This window comes from Citrobacter sp. Cpo012 (assembly GCF_030333015.1).
In the GTDB taxonomy this organism is placed as follows: Bacteria; Pseudomonadota; Gammaproteobacteria; order Enterobacterales; family Enterobacteriaceae; genus Citrobacter; species Citrobacter portucalensis.
In genome coordinates, this window is the sequence record NZ_JAOWGR010000036.1 from 204,114 (window position 1) to 226,330 (window position 22,217).

At 48.0% G+C, this 22,217-nt stretch carries 18 protein-coding genes and 1 tRNA gene; 10 read left to right on the forward strand and 9 right to left on the reverse strand.

What is annotated here, in order from left to right; genetic code table 11:
• The first annotated feature begins 114 nt into the window (after positions 1–114).
• Positions 115–1,080 carry a glucokinase gene (gene glk, locus OGX90_RS07775; protein WP_003028256.1) on the forward strand — a complete coding sequence of 322 codons (966 nt, stop codon included), beginning with the start codon at positions 115–117 and terminating at the stop codon, positions 1,078–1,080.
• A gap of 2 nt (positions 1,081–1,082) precedes the next feature.
• On the opposite strand, the gene OGX90_RS07780 is transcribed toward glk, so the two are convergent.
• The 3 genes from OGX90_RS07780 to OGX90_RS07790 all read right to left on the reverse strand — a co-directional run bounded on the left by OGX90_RS07780 (position 1,083) and on the right by OGX90_RS07790 (position 4,699).
• Positions 1,083–2,129 (reverse strand): hypothetical protein, encoded by a 1,047-nt coding sequence (locus OGX90_RS07780; RefSeq protein WP_286623472.1) that lies wholly within the window; start codon positions 2,127–2,129, stop codon positions 1,083–1,085.
• A 123-nt stretch (positions 2,130–2,252) separates the two neighbouring features.
• Positions 2,253–2,987, reverse strand: coding sequence for a LytR/AlgR family response regulator transcription factor (locus OGX90_RS07785; RefSeq protein WP_003834866.1), 735 nt, complete (start codon positions 2,985–2,987; stop codon positions 2,253–2,255).
• 14 nt (positions 2,988–3,001) lie between these two features.
• Positions 3,002–4,699, reverse strand: coding sequence for a sensor histidine kinase (locus OGX90_RS07790; RefSeq protein ID WP_234096376.1), 1,698 nt, complete (start codon positions 4,697–4,699; stop codon positions 3,002–3,004).
• Between the two features lie 387 nt (positions 4,700–5,086).
• Here OGX90_RS07790 and alaC point away from each other — a divergent pair, with 387 nt between their 5' ends.
• A complete protein-coding gene (gene alaC / locus OGX90_RS07795) occupies positions 5,087–6,325 on the forward strand; it encodes an alanine transaminase (RefSeq protein ID WP_008785386.1) in 1,239 nt (412 codons plus the stop codon).
• A gap of 67 nt (positions 6,326–6,392) precedes the next feature.
• Here alaC and ypdK read toward each other — a convergent pair whose 3' ends face one another.
• A complete protein-coding gene (gene ypdK, locus OGX90_RS07800) occupies positions 6,393–6,464 on the reverse strand; it encodes a membrane protein YpdK (RefSeq protein WP_010723117.1) in 72 nt (23 codons plus the stop codon).
• 343 nt (positions 6,465–6,807) lie between these two features.
• Here ypdK and OGX90_RS07805 point away from each other — a divergent pair, with 343 nt between their 5' ends.
• Positions 6,808–7,422 carry a lysozyme inhibitor LprI family protein gene (locus OGX90_RS07805; protein WP_060683476.1) on the forward strand — a complete coding sequence of 205 codons (615 nt, stop codon included), beginning with the start codon at positions 6,808–6,810 and terminating at the stop codon, positions 7,420–7,422.
• A gap of 41 nt (positions 7,423–7,463) precedes the next feature.
• On the opposite strand, the gene lpxP is transcribed toward OGX90_RS07805, so the two are convergent.
• A complete protein-coding gene (lpxP, locus tag OGX90_RS07810) occupies positions 7,464–8,384 on the reverse strand; it encodes a kdo(2)-lipid IV(A) palmitoleoyltransferase (RefSeq protein ID WP_020996694.1) in 921 nt (306 codons plus the stop codon).
• 440 nt (positions 8,385–8,824) lie between these two features.
• On the opposite strand from lpxP, the gene OGX90_RS07815 reads away from it, so the two are divergent.
• Entirely contained in the window at positions 8,825–9,067 is a 243-nt protein-coding gene (locus OGX90_RS07815; protein ID WP_008785383.1) for a DUF2545 family protein, read from the forward strand.
• Between the two features lie 109 nt (positions 9,068–9,176).
• Here the strand turns inward: OGX90_RS07815 and pgtP are convergent, their stop codons facing one another.
• On the reverse strand, positions 9,177–10,568 hold the full coding sequence (gene pgtP, locus OGX90_RS07820) for a phosphoglycerate transporter PgtP (protein ID WP_048234793.1): 1,392 nt from the start codon (positions 10,566–10,568) through the stop codon (positions 9,177–9,179).
• A gap of 415 nt (positions 10,569–10,983) precedes the next feature.
• On the opposite strand from pgtP, the gene pgtC reads away from it, so the two are divergent.
• Genes pgtC through pgtA form a run of 3 tightly spaced genes read left to right on the forward strand, consistent with a single transcriptional unit; the run spans position 10,984 to position 15,426 of the window.
• Positions 10,984–12,183 carry a phosphoglycerate transport regulator PgtC gene (pgtC, locus tag OGX90_RS07825; RefSeq protein WP_270422801.1) on the forward strand — a complete coding sequence of 400 codons (1,200 nt, stop codon included), beginning with the start codon at positions 10,984–10,986 and terminating at the stop codon, positions 12,181–12,183.
• A gap of 11 nt (positions 12,184–12,194) precedes the next feature.
• Complete coding sequence (gene pgtB / locus OGX90_RS07830; protein WP_172111188.1) at positions 12,195–14,189, forward strand: two-component system sensor histidine kinase PgtB; 1,995 nt, start codon at positions 12,195–12,197, stop codon at positions 14,187–14,189.
• Complete coding sequence (gene pgtA, locus OGX90_RS07835) at positions 14,179–15,426, forward strand: two-component system response regulator PgtA (RefSeq protein WP_286623477.1); 1,248 nt, start codon at positions 14,179–14,181, stop codon at positions 15,424–15,426. Before pgtB ends, pgtA begins: the two co-directional genes overlap by 11 nt.
• A 105-nt stretch (positions 15,427–15,531) precedes the next feature.
• Here pgtA and OGX90_RS07840 read toward each other — a convergent pair whose 3' ends face one another.
• Positions 15,532–16,071 carry a DUF2058 domain-containing protein gene (locus OGX90_RS07840; RefSeq protein ID WP_020996692.1) on the reverse strand — a complete coding sequence of 180 codons (540 nt, stop codon included), beginning with the start codon at positions 16,069–16,071 and terminating at the stop codon, positions 15,532–15,534.
• A 371-nt stretch (positions 16,072–16,442) separates the two neighbouring features.
• Between OGX90_RS07840 and OGX90_RS07845 the strand changes: the two genes are divergently transcribed.
• Positions 16,443–18,341, forward strand: a complete 1,899-nt coding sequence (locus OGX90_RS07845) for a methyl-accepting chemotaxis protein (RefSeq protein ID WP_048224902.1) — start codon at positions 16,443–16,445, stop codon at positions 18,339–18,341.
• A 186-nt stretch (positions 18,342–18,527) separates the two neighbouring features.
• Complete coding sequence (locus OGX90_RS07850; protein WP_286623479.1) at positions 18,528–19,160, forward strand: ECs1377 family protein; 633 nt, start codon at positions 18,528–18,530, stop codon at positions 19,158–19,160.
• Positions 19,161–19,206: 46 nt separating this feature from the next.
• Here OGX90_RS07850 and OGX90_RS07855 read toward each other — a convergent pair.
• A tRNA-Arg gene (locus OGX90_RS07855) sits at positions 19,207–19,281 on the reverse strand.
• A gap of 195 nt (positions 19,282–19,476) precedes the next feature.
• Between OGX90_RS07855 and OGX90_RS07860 the strand changes: the two genes are divergently transcribed.
• Complete coding sequence (locus OGX90_RS07860) at positions 19,477–20,646, forward strand: tyrosine-type recombinase/integrase (RefSeq protein WP_286623481.1); 1,170 nt, start codon at positions 19,477–19,479, stop codon at positions 20,644–20,646.
• A gap of 150 nt (positions 20,647–20,796) precedes the next feature.
• On the opposite strand, the gene OGX90_RS07865 is transcribed toward OGX90_RS07860, so the two are convergent.
• Positions 20,797–21,819 carry a RelA/SpoT domain-containing protein gene (locus OGX90_RS07865; RefSeq protein WP_286623483.1) on the reverse strand — a complete coding sequence of 341 codons (1,023 nt, stop codon included), beginning with the start codon at positions 21,817–21,819 and terminating at the stop codon, positions 20,797–20,799.
• Positions 21,820–22,217 lie beyond the last annotated feature (398 nt).

Here is a 22,217-nt window from a genome sequence, read left to right on the forward strand (position 1 = left end):
GTGTGATCTGGATCGATTTTCCACGGGCATCAGCCTTCAGACCGTTGTTGTTATGTCCCCATGAATTTACAGTGTGGCAAAGATTTATTCTGACTTTAGCGGAGCAGTGGAAGAATGACAAAATATGCTTTAGTAGGGGATGTTGGCGGCACCAACGCGCGTCTTGCTCTGTGCGATATTGCCAGCGGCGAGATTTCGCAGGCAAAAACCTATTCCGGGTTGGATTATCCAAGTCTGGAGGCGGTGGTGCGCGTGTACCTGGATGAGCATAGCGTTAGCGTTGAAGATGGTTGTATTGCCATTGCCTGTCCGATCACCGGCGACTGGGTGGCAATGACCAACCATACCTGGGCGTTCTCTATTGCTGAGATGAAAAAAAACCTGGGCTTCAGCCATCTGGAAATCATCAATGATTTCACCGCTGTGTCGATGGCGATCCCGATGCTGAAAAAAGAGCATTTAATCCAGTTTGGTGGCGCGGAACCTGTTGAAGGTAAACCTATTGCTGTTTATGGCGCAGGAACCGGGCTCGGCGTGGCGCATCTGGTCCACGTGGATAAACGCTGGGTAAGCCTCCCTGGTGAAGGCGGCCACGTGGATTTTGCGCCTAACAGCGAGGAAGAGGGAATTATCCTTGAGGTTCTGCGCGCGGAAATAGGTCACGTGTCCGCAGAACGCGTGCTGTCTGGTCCGGGACTGGTGAATCTGTATCGCGCGATCGTCAAATCTGACGGACGCCTGCCGGAAAATCTGCAGCCGAAGGATATCACCGCACGGGCGCTGGAAGATTCCTGCATTGACTGTCGTCGTGCGCTGTCGCTGTTCTGCGTCATCATGGGACGTTTTGGTGGCGATCTGGCGTTAACGCTGGGCACATTTGGCGGTGTGTACATCGCCGGCGGTATTGTGCCGCGCTTCCTCGACTTCTTTAAAGCGTCGGGCTTTCGCGGTGGTTTTGAAGATAAAGGCCGTTTTAAAGCCTACGTGCAGGATATTCCGGTGTATCTGATCGTGCACGATAATCCTGGACTACTTGGCGCTGGTGCGCATTTACGTCAGACGCTGGGCCATATTTTGTAAGGTCAGGGCCGGATGGCGCTCAGCGCTTCTCCGGCCTTGTCGTTCTGGCTGTTCATATTTTTTAAAATTATCTTGATCATCTGTTGTTCAAATAAATCGGCATGCAGGTATCTTGTGTTTTTATATTTTTTATCGGTATCCAGATAGGGTTGATGCAAACAACATTCTGGCGGCGTGCATGAGATCAGGGTGTTAATAAGGTCAATTGGTTTAGGGTATTCTATAAATAGCGGGCCATGGCGATAGTTATGTTTATTTTGCCATTCCGCCAGATCGTCCATAAAACACTCTGCGGTTGGTTTCGGCATCGCGCTGGCTTTATATTTGCCCAACACAATATAAGCCAGGTTGTATAACCCGTGCGCGTATGGCCAGAACATTTTATGGAGCTTAGTGAGCCCTGGTTCTCTCAATGCAGACACGCTTTTACAATATAAATCGAGTTGCGTGCCTGCTTCTGTCACATCCTCATCCAGGAGCGCCATCAGATAGCTGAGGATGAACATATCGCTTACTGTTTGCTTCGTGGTCAGCACCTTTTGCGCTCTTTTTCTGGCATCCACTGCAAAGTCTGCACGTTTGTACCACACCGCCATCATTAAATTCGTCATGGCCAGGTTAACAGGGTGACCGTTATCACTCATGCCCAATTTTTCAGGCAATAAGAGCGGTACTCGGTTAAATAAACCCGCGGCAAGAATCTCTAGTGTCGTCCATACATTAATACTGTGATCGCAGCCTGAGTCCACACCCTGCGTCACATGTTTAATCATCGCAGACTGTCGCAGGGATAAGTGTAGAGATTCCATATCATTTGACTGTATCGCGGTTTTATATCCTAATAACTCCGGGCTGCGCTTCATGCGCAGCATAAAAAGCCATGAACTCAGCTGTTGTTGCAGTGAATAATCCAGATGGCATTGTTCATGAATATCCAGGCACTCAGCTAAATAATCGTCCGTACTTATCCATATCAGGGCATTTTTTTCCGCTTCTTTTGCGTATTCGCGTAGATATGTACGTTGATATTTTTCGCTCAGCTTCGCCATGACATCACCTGTAAAAAATAGAGTGACGACCAATATACTACAAACTTAGTTCCGCTATCCCGTTCGTCGCGGAAACGACTGAAAGCGTGCGCTGTACTCTCCATTCGTCACGCTTTTTCAGCACTATAAATGCATTAATTGTCTGAATTCTTTCACTTTGCTCCGACTAACCGGGATTTCAAATTCCAGATCCTTTAAACGCAGAATATAAGTGTTGTTAAACCAGGGTTCGATCTCGCGGATTTTATTCAGATTTACGCAGAACGAGCGGTGGCAGCGGAAGAAATGCGAAGCCGGCAGTTTGCTGCAAAATTCGCTGATGTTCATCGGCATGACGTATGATTCTCGTCGCGTATAGACGAACGTCATCTTTTCATGCGCTTCAGCGTAGTAGATGTCGTTGATTGGGGTCACGATGATCCGCTCATCTTTGATCAGGTTGATCGTATCGTTTTCGCGGGCCACCGGACTTACAGGGGACGTTCCCGTTTGCTGTTGCTGCCAGGCGGCTTCCAGCTTTTGCAGCATGCTGACAATGCGTGATTCCTGGTACGGCTTCAGAATGTAGTCAAAAGCTTCCAGTTCGAAGGCTTCAACAGCATGCTCTTTCCACGCGGTAATAAACACAATAAAGGGTTTATGTGCGAACTGGCTGATATTTTGTGCCAGCAATACGCCGTCCAGCGAGGGAATATTAATATCCAGAAAAATGGCGTCAACGCGGTTGTGCTGGAGATATTTCAGCACGTCCAGACCATCGTCAAACGTGCCGACAATCTCCATCTGGCTGTGCTCTTTTATCAGCCAGCTCAGTTCCTGTTGGGCCAGGAATTCATCTTCAACAATGATGACTTTCACGACTTCACTCCTGGTTAAAGCAATAATGTAGTTGGCGCGGCTACGGGCGAGTGCACATTAGGTACATAAAAGGCAATCTCTGTGCCTGGCTCCAGACGGCGGATATGTAATCCCTCACCGTAGAGCAGCTTAACGCGATGGTGCACATTCAACAGACCAATTTTATTGCCCGGCATTTCATTGGACTCGACCCGTTCAATCACTTTTGGGTCGATACCATGACCCGTGTCTCGTACGGCAATCCGTACCCGGTTGCCGCACTCCGCAACGCTGATAGTGACCACACCTTTCCCTTTGCAGGGCTGAATCCCATGGACGATAGCGTTCTCGACCAACGGCTGAATCAGCAGGCTGGGAATAAAACAGCTTACCTCTTCATCGATATCATAAATAACGGTCAGCTTGTCGCCAAAGCGGGCCTGTTCGATGGTGATGTAATCCTTGATTTGATACAGCTCTTTCTTGATGTCGATCTGCTCATCGTCTTTTAATTCAATATTATAGCGAAGATAGCGCGACAAATTAAAAATGAGCTGACGTGCGGTGTCCGGGTTAAGGCGTACCGACGATGAAATCGCGTTCAGGGCATTAAACAGAAAATGGGGATTTATTTTGCTTTGCAGCGCGCGTAGCTCTGCCTTATTTGCCATTTCTCGTAGTTGCTCTGCGCGGGAGACTTCAAGCTGGGTGGAGATGATTTGCGACAGACCGATCGCCATTTCCTGTAACGAGGAAGTGATTTGATGAGCGTGACAGTAGTAGATCTTCAGCGTGCCGGTCACGACGCCTTTCTCCCAAAGCGGGATCACCAGCATAGAGTGAATTTCCGGGGTGCGATGTGCTTCATCATTGTTTTTTATGATGATTTTACCGTGATTTATGGCCTCCTGCGTGGTGGGGCTGACGAAGTCATCGTTATCGCGGTAGTTAATCTCTCCAACGCCAACATAGGCCAGAACGTGCTGAGTATTGGTGATGGCAACCGCGTCTGCGTGGATATCGTGGCGAATAATTTCGCACACCTGACGTAACGACTCGCTGTTGACCTGGCGAAAGAGCGGCAGCGTTTTGTTGGCGATATCCAGCGCCAGCTTGGCCTGTTTTGCAGCGCTGGCTTCTTTCTCACCTTCAACGCTTTGTACCAGCATCACGATAAAACCAATACAGACGCTGCCGAGGATCATCGGGATACCTATTTTTGAGACAATATCCAGCCCCAGTTCGGTGGTGGGTGCCCAGGCGACGACCAGTATCATGGTCAGTGATTCGCACAGCATTCCGCCTAAAATACCCGCGCGCCAGTGCTGCGCTTTGGGGATCTTACGGTTGATCCACCCGGCAATGCAGCCAGCCAGAATGCTGGTAATAAAGCAGGGTAGGGCAGTTACGCCGCCAATATCGATCAGGTAACGGTGGGTGCCTGCGATCAGTCCCGTAATAATGCCAACCCATGGACCGAACAGGATCCCTCCTGACATGACCGCGATAATACGCACATTGACCAGAGAACCTTCTACCGGTACGCCTGACCAGGTACTGAACAGGGCAAACATGGAGAAAATCGCGGTAACGGCGAGCAGCTCTTTTGGGGAGTGGGCTGACTTGTGCAACAGTTCGCGAAACAGGCGGATACGAATCAGGAAAAACAGACAGAACAGCATCAGTGCTGCCCGGTCAAATACCGCCAGCAGCATATTGAATATTTCGTGCACGGGTGACTCTTGCGCAAGGGTTAAACCACTATGATAGGTAACCTGAGGCAGGATGACCAGCACCCCCGCAGTTCAGAGCTAATGGGGAAAAACCATAATATTAAAAGGGGATTGTTGCATGATTGTTGTATTTACAATACCTGTCCTGTGAGTGCTGCGTTCAAGGTAATGTATTTAACAACAAAATGTTAAATGATGGTAATTTTAAGCGAGTTGTGAAAATGAATATTTCCTCATTTTACTCAGCTGTTCCTCTTTTTCGTCAGGAAAAAATATTTTGTTTTGCCTCTCGACAGAAGGAAATTATTCAGGCTATTTTCTAAACGTGCCACCATCGTGGCAGCGTCGCTCGGACGGTCCGGGCGCTAACGTTAATCTGAGGATATTATGGCTGACTCCCGCCCTGAACGTCGCTTTACGCGTATTGATCGCCTTCCCCCGTACGTTTTTAACATCACCGCTGAACTGAAGATGGCTGCGCGTCGGCGCGGCGAAGATATTATCGATTTCAGTATGGGGAACCCGGATGGGGCCACGCCTCCTCACATTGTCGAAAAACTGTGTACCGTGGCTCAGCGCCCGGATACTCACGGTTACTCCACCTCACGCGGCATTCCGCGTTTGCGTCGGGCGATTTCCCGCTGGTACCAGGAACGCTATGACGTTGAGATCGATCCTGAATCTGAAGCCATTGTGACCATCGGTTCCAAAGAGGGGCTGGCGCACCTGATGCTGGCAACGCTCGATCATGGTGATACGGTCCTCGTGCCCAACCCAAGTTATCCCATCCATATCTATGGCGCGGTGATTGCCGGCGCGCAGGTGCGTTCAGTGCCGCTGGTTGAGGGTGTCGACTTCTTTAATGAGCTGGAACGCGCAATACGCGAAAGTTACCCGAAGCCGAAGATGATGATCTTAGGTTTCCCATCCAACCCGACCGCGCAGTGCGTCGAGCTGGAATTCTTTGAGAAAGTGGTGGCCCTGGCTAAACGCTATGACGTGCTGGTGGTTCACGACCTGGCCTACGCTGATATTGTTTATGACGGCTGGAAGGCACCATCGATTATGCAGGTACCCGGCGCTCGCGACGTCGCTGTTGAATTTTTTACCCTGTCGAAAAGCTACAACATGGCGGGATGGCGTATCGGGTTTATGGTGGGCAACAAAACGCTGGTGAACGCGCTGGCGCGAATCAAGAGCTATCACGATTACGGGACCTTTACGCCACTGCAGGTTGCGGCAATTGCCGCGCTGGAAGGCGATCAGCAATGTGTGCGGGATATCGCTGAGCAATATAAACGTCGTCGCGATGTGCTGGTCAAAGGACTGCATGAAGCAGGCTGGATGGTCGAGATGCCAAAGGCCTCAATGTACGTTTGGGCGAAAATTCCAGAGCAATACGCCGGGATGGGATCACTTGAGTTTGCCAAGAAGCTGCTGAACGAAGCGAAGGTATGCGTTTCGCCAGGGATTGGGTTTGGTGATTATGGTGATACGCATGTGCGATTTGCGTTGATTGAAAACCGTGACCGTACCCGCCAGGCTATTCGCGGCATCAAGGCGATGTTTCGCGCAGATGGCCTGTTACCGACCAGTGCAAAATCGACTTCTGAAAGTACCGACTGACAGAATGTTCCCCCAAAATGCAAAACAGGAGCCTGATGGCTCCTGTTTTTTTGCTGCGTTTTTTAATTTAGATCATCAGGGCGAAAGTACCGGCCCAAACGATGACCATAAAAGAAATGCCCATAAAGAAATATTTCACTTTTCATCTCTCCGCGTACCTGAGGTACGTCTAAATGAACATATGCTTACCTGACAGAGAGCTGATGCACTCGCGAACGAAAGGGAGAATACCCCTCATTTGCTTGGCTGCATCATCTCAGAATTCTGAGCTTTAATGCTCCAGACGGCGCTAATGTACGCCTAAAAATGAGGAGAGACAAGAGGCATTTTTTTATTTAATTTTAATAACTTACAACTGTCGTGATTCGGCGACAGTTTAATTTCTGCCGGTAATAAATTGCTATTGAGCGACGGAATGGTTACTCGGAGAATTCTCATATCGCCATGATGTTAATGCGGTTAATTTTTCGCGGAATGAGATAATGAAAAGGTTAAAAATGACCAGATTAATGATGTTAGCACTCGTTTTTACGCCACTGACGTCGATGGCGGCCTCACCGTTGGCGTTTAATTTCAGCTGCGCAAGTATTGGTGGTGTGAATAGTGATGGCAAAGGCAATGTTTGGATTGATGGCTCGAAGGCGACGGTGAAGGCCTTCAATGAAAATTACTGGGAAGCCAAAAGCGGGAACAATACGGTTTCTATTTCTCGTAAAGATGACGGAAATCCGGACGTTTCCTGGAGTGGGCCGAATCGAAAGCACGGGGTATGCCTGCCTGAAGATAATATTGACTTTTCTGGGGCCAAAAAATCGACCAGCACTGGACCCTCTTTTTCCTGCGCTGCGGTTGCAAAGGGCAGTATCGAGGAGATTATCTGCCACAGTCCTTCGCTCTCAGAAATGGATTTAGCGTTAAACGGGGCCTACAAGCAGGCGCTGGTTAAATCGAGCAATAACCCGACGCTGAAAGCAGAGCAGCGCGGTTGGGTGAAAGGGCGTAACGAGTGCTGGAAGGAACAGGATAAATCAGCCTGCATCGCCCGCAACTACAACGAGCGAATGGCTGAGCTGCACAGCAAATGGGGCGTTAAGTAATTCAACCGTAGAAAAAAAGAAAGGCCTTACGGCCTTTCTTTTTAGATATACAACGAAGCTTCACCCATCGGGCGAGTTTTGAAGCGACGGTGGATCCAGAGATACTGCTCGGGTGCACGCATGATCTCTTTTTCGATAATTTTGTTCATATACGCCGCAGCCTGGCTTTCATCTGCCGGGTAACCTTCCATTTCTGGGGTGATGAACAGGCGGTAACCGGTGTTATCTGCTTTTCTCACCATGGTTACGGTCAGCATTGCTGCGCCCGATAATCGTGACAGCACGTAGGTACCGTTGGTGGTCGCCACGTCTTTGACTGCGAAGAAGGGGGCAAAAGAACTCCCTTTACGACCATAGTCCTGATCGGGGGCAAACCACACTGCCTCGCCTTTTTTCAGGGCGCCGACAATACCACGCAGATTATTTCTGCCGATCATCGCCTTGTTGGAGCGCATACGACCGCGGGTTTGGATCCACTCCATCAACTTATTATTGTGCGGACGATAGGTTGCCATCATTGGCTGGCAAAGCCCCATTACGCGACCACCCAACTCGAGCGACATAAAGTGTACGCCAACGACCATCACGCCACGGTTTTGCATCTGAGCACGCTTCAGGTTGTCCAGCCCTTCTACATCAAACCATTTACGCACCCGACGGTCCGGCCAGAACCAGGCCATACCTGTTTCAAGCAGCCCCATGCCGAGCGAACGGAAATTCTCATCGACCAGTTTGTCTCTTTCTTCCTGTGACAGATTTGGGAAACAGAGTTCGAGATTTTTACGTGCAATAGATTCACGGCGTTTTAAAAATGGACGAGCCAGCGTTCCTGTACGGGTACCAAGAAAACACAATACGGGATAGGGAAGCTGTACCAGTAACCAGAGCACACCAACACCAAACCATGTGAGCCAGTAGCGCGGATGCAAAAACGCGCGTGAAAATTTACATTGGGGGAACATAAGCACCTGTTGTTGATACGAAATAGATGTATCGCGAAGATTCTTTGCCTGTCGCTTTACACTCTGCACTGATCGTTAGGCCGCCATGAACGACATTGGTTCCTGTTAAGAGTGTAAAACTGAGTCAGGACAAAACCACGAGGGGGCATGAATGATCGGACGCACAATGTACACCCGAAAATTAATGTCAGCCAGAAATAATTACTCAAGATTCGTAAATGTTTTTAGGGCGATTAAGGGCAAAATTTCGCCTATATATAATTCGTTGTTTTTATGATGATTAAATAAAAGACGGAGAAACAGTGTAATAGTAAGCGGTCGAATGATTTTTGTGAATAAAATGTTGCTCAAATTGCATGCAGATAGGAATTGTCTTAGAATATAAAGTTAAGGGAGTGTAAGGACTTACGTTAAGTTTACGGCAGACAGGAGGTATCGCTATGCTCTATTTCTGGACCTTTCTCATACTGAGCATTCTGTGCGTCAGTTGCTATATCTGGCAGGTTATAGGCGCTGCGGCGTCAATTAGCGCTTTTCTCGGCATGGCCATCCTTACGGCATTAATTTACGTTTTTACTATGCGGCTGACCAATGGTAACGAAATGGTAACTGGATTATTCCTGTTTCTTGCTCCGACATGTGGTTTGATCATTCGCTTTATGGTCGCGGATGGTAAGCAATAATTTGGAATGTTACGTTTAGCAATAAATTATTACTTTGAGTTGTTTATTATTTATCTGAGTTTATCGAAGTGCCAGCATCGCTGGCACTTTTTTGTGAGACCGAAATGAATTACCGGGCATCCGCCAACTGGAGTGATGCTTCCTCTTGCTGAGCATTTTTTCGCTGTTGCTCAAGTTCCAGCGCACCGCGATGAGAGAGGTAGCAGAACAGGATGCAGCAAACAATACCCCCCATCAGCAGATAGAAGCCGCCGTGCCACCCCATTTTGTCGACCATTACGCCAAACAGACTGGTGCCCAGCGATGCGCCAAAAATGTAGCTCATAAATCCGCGCAGTCCTACTGCAGAACCTACTGCGAAGCTGGGGACGATTTCCATCGTCTGAACAGAAGCGAGGAACTGTGGAACATAGATCAGGCAACCCACAATGGCGGCAAAAATAGTGACCATCAGCAGGGATTCACTTTTCCAGTAGCCGATCAAACAGACGAAAATCAGCGCCATACAAATCATGGCCAGCGGCATGCGACGGCCTTTAAACAGTTTATCGGTAAGCCAGCCCGCCAGTAATGTGGAAGGGATTGCCGCCCATTCAAAAAACAGAAAAGCGATGCTCATTTGCTCTTTCGAGAAATGTTTTTCGGTTAACAGATAAATAGGCAACCAGCTAATCATGCCAAAACGCACCATATAGACGAAGACATCTACCAGTGAAACATACCAGGCATTCTTATTACGCAGCACATAGGTGCAGAAGATCTGGAAGGCGCTCATATTTTCTGGCGCCTGGTCAGTGTGTCGGGAATTTAATACTACTTTTTCTTCCGGCATCATTTGTTCCAGAGCCGGTAAGCCTTCCTGGCGCGGTGAACCTTTCCCCAGAATCAGCACAATAAAAGCAAACAGTACGGCAACACCGGCCGGGACAATATAGCTGGCGCTTTGCCAGTGCTCGCTCCCTAAAATGGCAAAGGCGGCACCAACAATCGGAGCGACAATACCACCGCCAACGTTGTGAGAAATATTCCAGAATGCGCCGACGCGTCCACGTTCTTTACGCGGAAACCAGTTGGCGATGGTAATAAATGAAGGACCAACGCCCATTCCCTGAAACAAACCGTTGAAAACGACCAGAGCGGCAAAAATCCAGAATCCGGTACTGAATCCTAAACCGACGTTTACGATGGCGCACAGAACCAGGCCGCATGCCATAAAGACCTTAGGGCTGGCCTTGTCTGCCAGACTACTCATAATGCCTTTACTGATCCCATAGGCAATAAGCATGCAGCTGCTGAGTAGACCAATTTGCGTGGCACTGAGATCCAGATGTTCTTTCAGGTACGGTGTTGATAGCGTGAAGTTATTACGCACAATATAGTACGCAAGATAGCCAAGAAATACGCTGAGTAATGCCTGAATGCGGTATCGGCCATAAGTTTCCTGGACTTTCTCCGCCGGGACTTTATTTGCCGCTGGCCCTGCCTTAAATATGGATAACATATCATCACCTAAATTTATATTGATGTGAATATCAGGATTTTTCGCAGTGAAGAGTGAAATAGACGGTAGAGAAACTCAAGTTGATGAAATGAGTCACTATTGACACAATTTGTGGATTGCGTGGCTGATTTTGACTCTTTTTAAATAATGGCTTTTCAATTCTATTCTTTTACGAACGCTTTTATCATCGGCGTGTGCGGATATTAACAAATTCAGACTGCGTTTTCGGGTATTCTTTACCGATGTCGTCACTTTCCGTTTGGTTATTCTACGAATAACCTTATTCTTCCCCCAGTCGGTGATAAACGGGTAAGTTTTGTCTCAATATTATTTTTTGCGTATGTTGGTATTTATGAACGGGATCACAAACAGACTTTTGGGCCGGGGGCGTTGTTGGGCGTTCTCGCTCTGTTTTATGTCGTTGTCGGTGAGTTGCCTGGCGCAGGGTAAAGAGCTGGTAATGGCGACAACCTTTTCCCCTGGGGCAACGGCCTGGATTATTCAGCGTTGGCAGACTGAACCGGGGTCGGTGATGATTCGCACGTTAAACCGGACCAGCAGTTCGTTGGAGCAACTGCTGGATACCGCGAATGCGGAAAATGTTGATCTGATTTTGACCTCATCCCCTATGCTGTTGCAGCATCTGCAGGAGCATCAGAAGTTGGCGCCTTTCGAAAATGCGTTGCCGGAAAGCCAGCGGCTGGTGCCAGACTCTATCCGTTCGACCTCCGTGGCAGTGGCGATATCTGGTTTTGGTCTGTTGATTAATCGTTCTGCGCTGGTGGCACGGCATCTGTCGCCTCCTGCCGACTGGGGGGATTTAACGCTGCCCAAATATCAGAACGCGCTGTTGATGAGTAGCCCATCGCGTTCGGATACCAACCATCTGATGGTTGAGTCATTGCTACAGCAAAAAGGGTGGGAAGCGGGGTGGGCGACGCTGCTGGCGAGTGCTGGAAATCTGGTGACGATTTCATCACGCAGTTTTGGCGTAGCCGACAAAATTAAGAGTGGCCTGGGCGTGGCGGGGCCGGTCATTGATAATTATGCCAACCTGTTGCTTAACGATCCTCACCTGGCTTTTACCTATTTTCCACGCTCGGCGGTATCGCCAACCTATGTTGCTGTTCTCAAGAACAGCCAGCACCCCAATGAAGCGCGTCGTTTTATCCGCTATTTGTTAAGCCCGGAGGGGCAGCGGATCCTTGCTGATGCGAATACGGGGAAATATCCGGTAACGCAGCTCGCATCTGATAATCCCCGCGCTGCTCAGCAGGTTATTTTAATGAACCAGCCTCCGCTTAATTATCGGCTGATCCTTAAGCGACAACAGTTAGTGCAGCGGATGTTTGATACCGCCATCAGTTTCCGTCTTGCGCAACTGAAGGATGCATGGCGGGCACTATACAGTGCGGAAGCACGCCTGAAACGCCCGCTACCCGAAATCAGAGCCTTACTTACCAGCGTTCCGATAGATGCCAAAAGTAGTGAAGATGAAGCCTGGCTTGCGCAGTTTGATAATAAAAGCGTTGCCGAACAGCAGATGATGGAGTGGCAGCTCTGGTTTCTTAAAAACCAGCGTCAGGCGATATCAAAACTGGAAGAATTAAAATGAAAGGTGGATCGATACTGCAACGCCTTCGCCAACTCAGCATCAGCAGCAGCCTGCGGGGAGCCTTTCTAACGGGCGCATTACTGACGTTGAGCGTAAGCTGCGTCAGTTTGTACTCCTGGCATGAGCAGAGCTCGCAGATACGCTATTCGCTTGATGATTACTTCCCGCGCGTGCATTCCGCTTTCTTGATTGAAGGAAATCTTAACCTGGTTGTGGACCAGCTAAATGAATTCCTGCTGGCTCCCAATACAACAGTAAGGCTGCAACTGCGCAATCAGATAATCTCGCATCTGGATAAAATCGAAGTGCTGAGCAGGGGGTTGCAACCAGCAGAACAGCAGCAACTGGCGGTGATTTTGCAGGATAGCCGGGCGCTGATGGCGGAACTGGACCGGGTGCTCTACAACATGTTCCTTGTCCGCGAAAAAGTGAGCGAACTTTCTGCGCGCATTGATTGGCTACATGATGATTTTACTACTGAGCTGAATTCACTGGTGCAGGACTTTACCTGGCAGCAGGGGACGTTGCTGGATCAAATCGAGGCCAAAAATGGTGATGCGGCGCTGTATCTCAAACGTGCCCGAGAGGTGCAAAACGAGCAGCAGCAGGTCTACACCCTGGCAAGAATTGAAAACCAGATCGTTGATGATTTACGCGACAGGCTCAATGAACTGAAATCGGGTAGCGACGATGGCATGCTGGTGGAGAATCACATCCGCTACCTGGAAAATCTGAAGAAAACGGCGGATGAAAATATCCGCACCCTCGATGACTGGCCCAGTACTATCACACTGCGACAAACTATCGATGAGCTGCTGGAAATCGGGATGATGAAAAATAAAATGCCCGATACGATGCGCGATTATGTCGCAGCGCAAAAAGCGCTGGTTGATGCCAGCCATGCCAGAGAGGCCACGCTTGGGCGCTTTCGAACACTGCTGGAAGCGCAACTGGGGAGTAGCCATCAGCAAATGCAGACGTTTAACCAGCGGCTGGAACAAATTGTTCGCGTCAGCGGTGGACTTATCCTGCTGGCGACGCTGCTGGCGCTACTTCTCGCCTGGGGGCTTAACCACTACTTCATTCGCTCGCGTCTGGTTAAGCGTTTTACTGCGCTCAACCAGGCCGTGGTGCAAATTGGTCTTGGCAGAACGGATGCCTCTATCCCGGTATATGGACGCGATGAACTGGGGCGTATTGCAGGCTTGCTGCGTCATACCCTGGGCCAGTTGAGTGCGCAAAAAAATCAGCTGGAGCAGGAAGTGACCGAGCGCAAGGAGATTGAATCCGATCTTCGTGCAACGCAAGATGAGCTGATCCAGACGGCAAAACTGGCGGTGGTCGGCCAGACTATGACCACGCTGGCGCACGAGATTAATCAACCGCTGAATGCGCTGTCGATGTACCTGTTTACGGCAGGGAGGGCAATCGAACAGGGGCAACCCGCTCAGGCCAGAAGCACATTAACCAAAGCGGAAGGGCTGATTACTCGCATCGATGCCATTATCCGTTCACTGCGTCAGTTTGCTCGCCGGGCCGAACCTGGCACGCCTCTGCATCCGGTCGATCTCCGACAAACGTTCAACGCTGCCTGGGAGCTGTTGGCCATGCGACACAAGCCACAGCAGGGTACGCTGACGCTCCCAGACCGGGGCGTGTGGGTGGCTGGTGATGAAGTGCGTATCCAGCAGGTGCTGGTAAACGTCCTGGCAAATGCGCTGGATGCCTGTCCGGTTGCGGCGAAAATAGAGGTTCACTGGCAGACCGAAGGCAGCCGGTTGTGCGTATTTATCAGCGATAACGGCCCCGGTTGGCCTGGAGCATTATTACCATCACTGTTAAAACCGTTTACCACCAGTAAGGATGTTGGCCTCGGTATTGGCTTATCGATTTGTGTATCGTTAATGATGCAAATGAACGGCGAACTGCGCCTGGCGTCGACCCCGGGGCGCAATGCCTGCGTCGTTCTGCAATTTAATCTGACGGATGTAAACGATGTTGAGTGATGAATATTCTGTTCTGCTTATTGATGATGATGCCGATGTTCTTGACGCTTACACCTTGTTGCTTGAACAGGAGGGATATCATGTATTCGCATGCAGTAACCCTTTTGATGCCCGAAATTGGCTGCAGGCCGACTGGCCAGGGATTGTCCTGAGCGACGTGTGTATGCCTGGCTGTAATGGAATTGACCTGATGACGTTGTTTCATCAGGATGACAATCAGCTTCCGATCCTGTTGATCACCGGACATGGCGATGTCCCGATGGCGGTGGACGCGGTGAAGAAAGGTGCGTGGGATTTTCTGCAAAAACCGGTTGATCCAGGCAAACTGCTGGTGTTGGTAGAGGATGCGTTGCGTCAGAGAAAATCTGTGATTGCACGTCGTCACTATTGCCAGCAAAAGCTCCAGGTTGAACTGGTCGGCTACAGTGACTGGGTTAATCAGTACCGCCAGCGCTTACGGCAACTGGCTGAAACGGATATTGCCGTCTGGTTTTATGGCGAGCCGGGAACGGGGCGTATGACCGGAGCCCGTTATTTGCATCAGCTTGGGCGCAGCGCTGAAGGACCGTTTATCCGCGGGGAATTGACGTTAGAGAATGCGGGGCAACTCAATGACCTTATTGCCCAGGCGCAAGGGGGAACGCTGGTCCTGAGCCATATTGAGTGCCTTACGCGCGAACAGCAGCACCAGCTGGTGCATTTGCAAAGCCAGGAGCGGCGTCCGTTTCGCTTAATTGGCATTGGCGCCACTTCGTTGGTGGAACTGGCGGCAACTAATCAGATTGTGGCCGAACTCTATTACTGTTTTGCGATGACGCAAATTGGTTGCCAGCCGCTGTCTCAGCGCCCGGATGATATTGAGCCGCTGTTTCGCCATTATCTGCAGAAAGCCTGTCTGCGCCTGAATCATCCCGTGCCCGAGGTTGACGGGGAATTACTAAAAGGAATGCGGCGTCGCGTGTGGTTAAGCAATGTTCGAGAGCTGGCCAATGCCGCCGAGCTTTTTGCCGTTGGGTTATTGCCACTGGCTGAAACCTCGAATCCACAGCTACATTTGCCCGAACCGACACCGCTCGATCGTCGGGTCGATGAGTACGAGCGACAGATCATTACCGAAGCGCTTAATATTCATCAGGGACGTATTAATGAAGTGGCGGAGTATTTACAAATTCCGCGTAAGAAACTGTATTTGCGCATGAGAAAATACGGACTGAGCAAGGAACACTATAAGTTTTAGCAGATGGCGTGTGGGGAAGAAGAGCGGTTGACGGTATTTCGGTGGCGGCGCTAGCGTTCACCGAAATACGCGACGGAACTCTGGGTGATTATCGGGGTGTTTTTCTTACCACATCAAATCGTCAGGAATGACAAAATCAGCATACGGATCGTCTTCGTCCTTCGCTTCCTGGCTCAGTTCGCAATTGAGAACAATATAGCTTGCATCGCGCTGGGCAATCTTGTCGGCGACAACAGCCGGGATAATGGCGTATTCGCTCTCGCTGCTGCTTTCAGCCGTCAGGCGGGCAATGGCCAGACGGCCCTTGATCAACTGAGACTGGGTTACTTTATCAACATAAACTTTTTTGATCAGGTTATTGTCGGTAAAGTTGTAACCAATATCGCCACGGGAAATGGTGATTTTGTTCATTTCAATCAGTTGCTTGATCTGCGCTTTGTATTCTTTAGACAATGCGGCCTGCTTCTGCTGTTCGCTGAGCTGCTTATCACGCTCGACCTGTGCTTTTTTATTTTCTTCAACCGCTTCTCTGGCTTCACGAGCCTGAACGCGCGATTTTTTCGCCGTTCTCTGCACTTTCGCCATTTTTTTGCTGCTGACCAGACCCGCTTTAAGCATCTGTTCTTGTAGGGTAAGTTTTGTCATTGTCGCTTCTAATCCAAAAAATCGTTGTAAGGATTATAACCTTAACGTTCGACGGGACGCCAGAATGATGGCCGCGCCATGGCTGTTATCTCGGGCTGCTGTCACTGTCCTGTGCTTCTCTCTCTTTTGAATCAGTTAATGATTACCTGATTTTTTAATAAAAAATAATATGCCAAATAAGTTAATAAAATGGACTATAGGTTTACAAATCCGTATTAGTCAGGGTTTTATTCTGATTGAAGTAATTAAATAGAGTTATTCTGGCAAAAATTTAATCTAAAAAACAAACGGTTGCCCATTGTTCAAATTTAAAGAGCCGCTTCTTTACGCCGATAACCATAATGAAGATATGGATAATGGAGGGAAGTGGCATGTGGTGGGTTTATCGAATGCCGATGAAAATGAAGTTAATAATTGCGCTACAACCATTATTACTGGCGTTATGTTGGTTTGCTGGTTCAGGAATATTAACGCGCATTGAGACAGAACGGCAGATGGAGAATATTGCCCAACTGACAGCGCTCGCACGCAGTGCCGGAAATGTAGTGCATGAATTGCAAAAAGAACGCGGCATGAGTGTCGGGTTTCTGGGGGCTGAAGGGAAGACGTTCAAAGATGAGTTAAACGCACAGCGGGCTTTGACCGATCGCGAGATCGAGGTATTTGTGCGGTCACTGTCCGATACTGCATTACCGGAAGGGGATGTCGCCACCTCTGTCGCTACGTTTAAGAAAAACATTCTTTCTCTCTCCACTATACGGGAGAACGTCACGCAATTAGGGCTTCCGGCTTCAGATGTCGTTAAGTTTTATACCAACGTCATTGCTGATGTGCTGAATTTTGTGGGTAGATTGGGGCAGTTGACGGATTCTGGCGAGATGGCAAACGCATTTGCCGCCTACTACAACCTGCTGAATTTGAAAGAACAAGCGGGTATTGAACGGGCGCTGTTATCAAATATCTTTTCCTCCGGCCATTTCGCCGACGGACAGTTACATCAACTCAGTGATGTCGTCAGTAAACAGAACGTTTGGTTGGCAGAATCGTTACGCCTGAGTTCACCGGAACAGGCGGCCATGTTGAAAAGCCGCTTACAGTCAGCAGAAGCGTCAAAAGCCCTCGCATTTCGCGAGATCGCGTTTAACCATGTCGAGAATGGTGGATTTGGTGTCGATCCTACTACCTGGTTTAAAGTACAAACCCAGCGTATTGAAGTGATGCGGCAGATAGAAAATGTGACGGCGAATCGTCTGTTGGCGAATGCAGAAAAACTCGCGCAGGATGCACGAAAAAACTGGCAAATATATATGGCTGTTAGCCTGTTAGCGCTCCTGGCATCATTGACGTTCGCTGGGGCCATCGCAATCAATATGCACCGTCAGTTTAGTGACACGCTACGCAAGATTGCGGGTATGAATGGCGATCTGACTCAACGTCTGGCGACCCCGGGCAAAGATGAGCTTTCCTCACTTAATCGTGCCTATAACACGATGCTGGAAAGTATTCAGCATATTGTACAGGAGATTAAGCAAGGCTCCGTGGTTTTGTCCGATGCCAGTAGCAGTATTACGGCGGGAAATCAGGATCTGGCTCAACGTACAGATGAACAGGCTGCATCAATAGTAGAAGCTGTGGCCAGTATGGAGCAGTTATCAACTGCGATTACGCAAACAGCGGATAATGCCCGCGAAGCTGAGCATCTGACAATCAGACTGGAAAAAGAGGTCCGACAGGCCAGTAACGTTGCCAGTGCGGCGAACCAGAGCATGGGGGATATTCGCGCTTCCAGTGAGAAAATCTCGAATATTGTGACCTCGATTGATGATATTTCGTTTCAGACTAACTTACTGGCGCTGAATGCGGCAGTGGAAGCTGCACGGGCTGGAGAGATGGGCAGGGGGTTTGCTGTCGTAGCCAGTGAAGTGAGAAATCTTTCGCAGCGTTGCGCCAAAGAGGCTAACCAAATCCGTGAGCTGGTCGCGCAGAATATGGTCAAAATTAGTGAGGGCGTTGAACGGGTTACTGCATCTGCTACCGCGCTGGAAGCCGCGGCGGATAATACCACCAGTATGAAGCAATATATTGCAGATATCGCTCGTGTGGCGACGGAGCAGTCACAAGGGGTAACCCAGATAAACCTGGCATTGCGACCGATGGAGCAGGTTACACAGCAAAATGCGGCGTTGGTATCTCAGGCTGCGAGCGACAGCCAGCGGCTGGACAATCTGTCGGCAACCATGAAGGATCTGGTTAACCGTTTTGTTGTCTGACGTGATGCAGTTTAACCGACCCGGAAAACATACCGGGTCGGTTAGTTGTCGTATCCTCATGGTGAGGATACGAGGGAAGATTGGTCAGGCACTTTCAGTGGGTTAGAAAAAGATTTCTGACACAGGGATGTCGTCGCTGGTAAAGTGAGCAACCAATACCGAGATCTGGCCAGAAGGGAATTCAGTGTGACCGAGCGTATTGATTATCAGGCTGAAAAATATAGTTTTACTGAGGTGACAGAGTGTTCCCGTCTTACCGGCCAGTGGGCTGATGTTATTGCTGAATGCCGGGAAATGAAGGCGGGGCCCCAAGAACGTCTGCGTATTGCTTTATTGAATGTGGACTACGTGACCAGCTTTGAGCTGCCTTTCCGCTTGTTATTACTCCGTACTCCACAACTGATTGCCAGCGTGCGTGAAGAGCTGCAGCTTAGTCAGAAAAACGTCATCTTTAACGGCAAACGCTTTGGTTGTGTTTACAGCCTGAAAGCGAGTCTCGGTGGGATACCGGATGAATTTCAGTACCGCTTGTCACATCGTATCCGGCGCATTAGTCCTGCAGGTTCAAGCGAAGCGCCATATCAGCAGATTGCTAAAACAGTAAAAGCGCCGCGTGAACGTCTGAAGCTGGCACTGGAATCGGGCCTTGATGTCACTGCGCTGGACGGGCTTTTCTGGTTTGGCAGCCAGCGTATTGCCGCTGATGTGTTGAGGCTGAGAAAAGCAGGGATGCGGATAGCGACAAAGCAGACAATGGTGTCCGACAATCTTACTGCAACAGTGAGGAATGTGCCGTTTTACCGCCTGGCACAGGGATGAACTGACTGGTAAATGAAGGGATTATAACGGGGAGCATAAGAATTCATGGTGTCCCCTGCAGGAATCGAACCTGCAACTAGCCCTTAGGAGGGGCTCGTTATATCCATTTAACTAAGGGGACGTATATCTAACTGATTTTCAAGCGTTCAGCTTGAGTCGCATGTTATCCTATCATTCCCCGTATCATCAAGCATTTCATTCCTTTTATTTCTTATCCTTTCTTATCAATCCGCTTAGAAAATCACTTCGTTCACTTGCCATTGCGTACAGATTGAGTACAGAATGATGAAAATCAGTGTGTACAGGATACAGAGTCGTGGCCCTCAGTGATACCAAGCTTCGCAGCATCAATGCTAAGCCCTACAGCGGCGCACCCGAAGTCACAGATGGTGACGGCCTGAGTGTACGTATAACCCCAACCGGAACGATTACGTTTCAGTTTCGCTACCGTTGGAATGGTAAGCCAGTTCGCCTTTCTGTTGGCCGCTATCCAGCCATGTCTCTCAAAGAGGCTCGTGTAGTCGTTGGCGAGATGCGTGAATTGTACCTCAAGGGGCTAAACCCTAAAAATTATTTTGCTAAAGAAGATGGAGAGCTAACGCTCAAAGAGTGTCTCGACCAGTGGTGGAGCAAATATGTTGAAACGCTGAAACCAAATACACAGACGCTTTATAAGTCGGTTGTGTACAACACCATGTACACAGAATTTCCAGATGCACCGGTAGTAAATATCCCTGTTTCAGCTTGGGTCAGGTTCTTCGACAAGCAGGAAAAGAAAAACGGTAAAAAGGCAAGGGTGCTGCTTCTCCAGCTCAGATCAGTTATGAACTGGTGTATAAGCCGACAGTTAATCGCTTCATGTGAAGTTTTGAAGCTCAGCGTTAAGAACATAGGAAAGAAACCTGATGTTGGTAGCAGGGTTCTCACCTATACCGAGTTGGCAAAAATATGGTTAGCGCTGGAAAACAACAAGATCGTTACCCCTAACAAGGTGCTTCACCAGCTTCTGTTGCTTTGGGGGGCTAGGTTGTCAGAACTTCGCCTTGCGACCGCCAGTGAATTTAATATGGATGATCTGATCTGGACAACGCCAGCAGAGCATTCCAAGATGGGTAATATCATTCGTCGTCCTGTATTTGATCAGGTGAAGCCTTATGTTGAAAGACTACTAAATGCTGGTAATGGTGTACTCTTCCCTGGACAGGAACTGGACAAGGCAATTGATCGTTCGTCAGCAAATCTATATATGAAGAAGTTAAGGGATAAGATTGATATACCGGAATGGCGAACGCACGACTTCAGGCGCTCTCTGGTAACGAATTTGTCCGGGGAGGGGGTTATGCCCCATGTCACCGAAAAGATGTTGGGTCATGAGTTGGGGGGGGTGATGGCTGTGTATAACAAACACGACTGGCTGGTGGAGCAGAAAGATGCCTATGAACTTTATGCAGATAAAGTCTTTTGGTATATCAAAAACATATATTAATTACTTTGCTCTAACATGGTAAACGATTAGTAATTATTCTTGCATAGAGCTTGGTTTGTTAAGTAAATGGTTTTTTTGGTTTTATTTTATAACTGGTTCGGTTGGGCGGTTTTTTACTCGCCCATTCAATATGATTGCTATCACGATGTTTTAAATGATAAACCTACGCAAGTTGTTTAAAAATGTTTTTGTGTCTAAAAAAAATGCTGGGTATGCAGCTTTTAGGTCATTGATGGAGTTTACTGAAACCATCGCGGCAACCTGATTTTTATTTTCAGCGCATTTCTTTTCCGCATTCATATAAAATTCTGAAGCCTTTTTTATCATTTGGTTTGAAAAACCAGAAACAGATATATTTTTTTCATTGGTGTCCACTATTATGACACAGTATCCACTATTATATAACTTACTTTTAGTTATGTGTTCGGCAATTTGACTGAACGCGTTTAATACACTATTAACATTCAGATCCTGTGATAGTAATTTCAACTCTTCGGAAATTACATTGTGACTTTTGTTTAATGTGGGATCTTTTGATTCAATTCTGTAAAATAACTCTGATACTAATATAAAAAAGCGTAACCACCTAGCATCACCTAAACTTGATTTTAATGATTCTCTTCTAAATATCCCAACCATTTCAACAGCAGTTGCCCAACTATGCTGGATTGCTGTTCTTATTTGCATTTCAATTTTTAATCCGTTTAAATCCGGATACTTTTGATTTTGGAATGAATGTACAATATGCAAACTTCTATAGCCAGATTCTTTTGTTCCAGAAATATAATCGTGAATCTTGTGTAATTGGTGTTTGAAAGTAAGTGATAATATTTCTTCTTTTATTGCATATGCTTGTTCTATATTATCAACTATAGCCCTACACCCTCCAAGATCTTGCATGCGACCAAGTTGCATACTCGGAAACCTAGCTAACTTTTCAACAATGGATGGGAGTCTTTTTATCCTTGAAGATATAATTGCATTTGGATTCAGAGCTTTTGCTTCTCTATCTAAGTACTTAGTAAGCTGTTCTAATGGGTATACATGGCACATACGCCAGTCATGGAGTATTTGCACATCTTTATCATCATATATTTGATTTTTCGTAAAACAGTTCACTAAACGTTCTCCCGCTCTAGATACTTCTTTTCGGGAACAACCTAACTCGTACATGATAACCTCCAGCTATGTTTCTATTTAGACTATTCGGTTGGGCATTAAACACTAAATTATGAATTTTATAAACATAGCTTTATACTATTATAAACATAATGTTGCGAATTTGTGATCTGTGTATGAGGTTTTCTATTTTAGAGTAAGGTTTGTGCTGTAATGACATGTCAGATGGTGGTTTTTTGTGCAGATTTGTCAGCCTGATCATTGGATTGTGCCTAATTATGCGACACTTTGAGTGTCTCTAATGCCATCAAGAAGTTATCAGTATTAAAAGTTTTATCTGATGGTGACTTTTTCTTTTTATAATTCTTGTGGTTAAGATTAGGGAGACGGAGTAATTTTATTTGATACACTTAACTAATGAATGTTATTCCGGTTGCAATGTTTTCATATAC

Excerpts from the sequence above, each read along its gene's own strand:
- glk (WP_003028256.1), top strand. The coding sequence starts at position 115 with ATGACAAAATATGCTTTAGTAGGGGATGTTGGCGGCACCAACGCGCGT.
- OGX90_RS07780 (WP_286623472.1), bottom strand. The coding sequence starts at position 2,129 with ATGGCGAAGCTGAGCGAAAAATATCAACGTACATATCTACGCGAATAC.
- alaC (WP_008785386.1), top strand. The coding sequence starts at position 5,087 with ATGGCTGACTCCCGCCCTGAACGTCGCTTTACGCGTATTGATCGCCTT.
- OGX90_RS07805 (WP_060683476.1), top strand. The coding sequence starts at position 6,808 with ATGAAAAGGTTAAAAATGACCAGATTAATGATGTTAGCACTCGTTTTT.
- lpxP (WP_020996694.1), bottom strand. The coding sequence starts at position 8,384 with ATGTTCCCCCAATGTAAATTTTCACGCGCGTTTTTGCATCCGCGCTAC.
- OGX90_RS07815 (WP_008785383.1), top strand. The coding sequence starts at position 8,825 with ATGCTCTATTTCTGGACCTTTCTCATACTGAGCATTCTGTGCGTCAGT.
- pgtP (WP_048234793.1), bottom strand. The coding sequence starts at position 10,568 with ATGTTATCCATATTTAAGGCAGGGCCAGCGGCAAATAAAGTCCCGGCG.
- pgtC (WP_270422801.1), top strand. The coding sequence starts at position 10,984 with ATGTCGTTGTCGGTGAGTTGCCTGGCGCAGGGTAAAGAGCTGGTAATG.
- pgtA (WP_286623477.1), top strand. The coding sequence starts at position 14,179 with ATGTTGAGTGATGAATATTCTGTTCTGCTTATTGATGATGATGCCGAT.
- OGX90_RS07840 (WP_020996692.1), bottom strand. The coding sequence starts at position 16,071 with ATGACAAAACTTACCCTACAAGAACAGATGCTTAAAGCGGGTCTGGTC.
- OGX90_RS07845 (WP_048224902.1), top strand. The coding sequence starts at position 16,443 with ATGTGGTGGGTTTATCGAATGCCGATGAAAATGAAGTTAATAATTGCG.
- OGX90_RS07865 (WP_286623483.1), bottom strand. The coding sequence starts at position 21,819 with ATGTACGAGTTAGGTTGTTCCCGAAAAGAAGTATCTAGAGCGGGAGAA.